Below are 1,735 nucleotides of genomic sequence, written 5' to 3'. Positions count from 1 at the left end.
ACCGCCGGCCGCCGCGACCCGTTCCCGCAGCCCCCTCAGGCCCTTCTCGATCCCGCCGCCCTCGCCGCCCCCGGCGATCCCGCCGCCCCCGGCGGCCCCGTCGGTTCTGCCGTCCGCGCCCGTCCCGTCGTCGCGGATCTCCACGGAGGAGCCGGTGACGGTGACGGTGCAGCGGTCGGCCCGGGCGTGCCGGACCACGTTGGTCAGGCCCTCGCGCACCACCCAGCCGAACAGTTCCCCGTCCTGCGTGGCGACGGGGTCGGTGGACGTCGGCAGGTCGGCGACCACCCCGGCGGCGCGCAGCAGTTCGCGTCCGCGCGCCAGTTCGCCGGCCAGCGTGACGTCGCGGTAGCCGGTGACCGCGGCCCGGACGTCGGCCAGTGCCTGCCGGGACAGCGACTCCACCGCGGCCATCTCCGCCAGTGACTGGTCGAGGTCCTTGGCGGCGAGGCGCTGGGCCAGGCGGGACTTGACGGTGATCGCGGTGAGCGAGTGCCCGAGCAGGTCGTGCAGGTCGCGCGCGATCCGGTTGCGTTCGGCCTCCGAGGCCAGCCGCGCGACCTCGGCCCGGGCGGCCACCAGGGCCTGGTTGGTGGTGGCGATCTCCGCGAACGCCCCCGTGGTGAGCACGGTGAACAGCAGCGCCAGCGCCTGGAAGGTGCCGGGCCCGGTGTGCCAGGCGGGCACCGCCCACGGCACCAGCAGGGCGGCCAGGGTGGCGGCGGCGGTCACCCGGGTGGCGTGGCGGCGCCGCAGCACGGCGACGAAGGAGACCACGACGGTGGCGAGGTAGAACGCGTTCTCGTGGGCGAACGGCAGCGCGGCCAGGAACAGCGCGCTCATCACCGCCAGCAGCAGGAGCACCTGCCGCCGCCGGCCGCGGACCATCGCGGTGGCGGTGAGGACGAAGCAGAGGCAGAACGCGCCGACGACCGCGTACCCGGCGACCAGGGCCGCCCCGGACACGTTGTCGTTCACGGCGACGGCGGTCAGGCACGGGTAGACCAGCATCCCGGCGCCCAGCATGATCCGCCGCCAGCCCTGCACCCACCGCTGCGGGGCGCGCTCCCCTGTGGCGCGCTCCGCAGCGGCGTGCCCGGGGAGGGTCGCCTGCGTGTCCTGGTCCACCCTCGCCTGCCTCACGTCGCGTCGGATCGCGCGAACAGGGTACGCAGGTGGCGTCCGTTGATCACGGCGGCCACCCCCGCCAGCACCAGCCCGCACAGGGCCTGCTCGGCCTTCATCCAGAACGGGAAGGTCCCCGGCACGCAGATGATCACGACGATCGCGGCGATCATGACGGCCGAGATGATCCGCAGCCGCCGGTACGCCGCGTGCGAGCCGCGGGCGGCCCGGGTGGTGAACAGGGACGTGACCACGGCGCTGGCCACGACGAGGCTGCCGCGGATCCACACGGCCGGGTTCACCAGGTCGGGGTGGTCGCGCAGGGCGTAGGCGGCCGCCAGGGTGACGACGCTGAGGCCCAGGTAGGCGAACACCAGCCGCCTGATGGTGCGGAAGGCCCGAACGGTGTCGGGGTGGTTCACATCGGTGGAGGTCATGCCCCCATGCTGTCCGCGCCGCGCCCCCGCCCGGCAGTGTGCTGCCGCACCGGCCGACCGTGACAATTGTCAGCAGGTCAGGGCGGGTCAGGGCAGGTCAAGGCGGATCAGGTCAGGGCAGGGAAGGGCGGGGTCAGGTCAGGGCGGGGGAAGGGCCGGGGGAAAACGGGGCC

2 protein-coding genes are annotated in these 1,735 nt (G+C 74.5%); both read right to left on the bottom strand.

The genetic code is table 11. The annotated features are described in order from the left end of the window. Positions 1-1,128: sensor histidine kinase (locus ACFV61_RS34565; protein WP_380496051.1), on the bottom strand; the 1,128-nt coding region annotated here is incomplete at its 3' end. 11 nt (positions 1,129-1,139) lie between these two features. Then, the gene (locus tag ACFV61_RS34560) at positions 1,140-1,562 is read right to left on the bottom strand and encodes a hypothetical protein (protein ID WP_363376075.1); all 423 of its coding nucleotides are present in this window, start codon (positions 1,560-1,562) and stop codon (positions 1,140-1,142) included. Positions 1,563-1,735 lie beyond the last annotated feature (173 nt).

Origin of the sequence: Kitasatospora sp. NPDC059817, from assembly GCF_042731835.1 — a bacterium.
GTDB lineage: Bacteria > Actinomycetota > Actinomycetes > Streptomycetales > Streptomycetaceae > Kitasatospora.
This window is presented reverse-complemented; position numbering and strand designations above follow the sequence as displayed.

Bases quoted from the DNA above. Each gene is read 5' to 3' on its own strand.
- ACFV61_RS34560 (WP_363376075.1), bottom strand. From the start codon at position 1,562: ATGACCTCCACCGATGTGAACCACCCCGACACCGTTCGGGCCTTCCGC.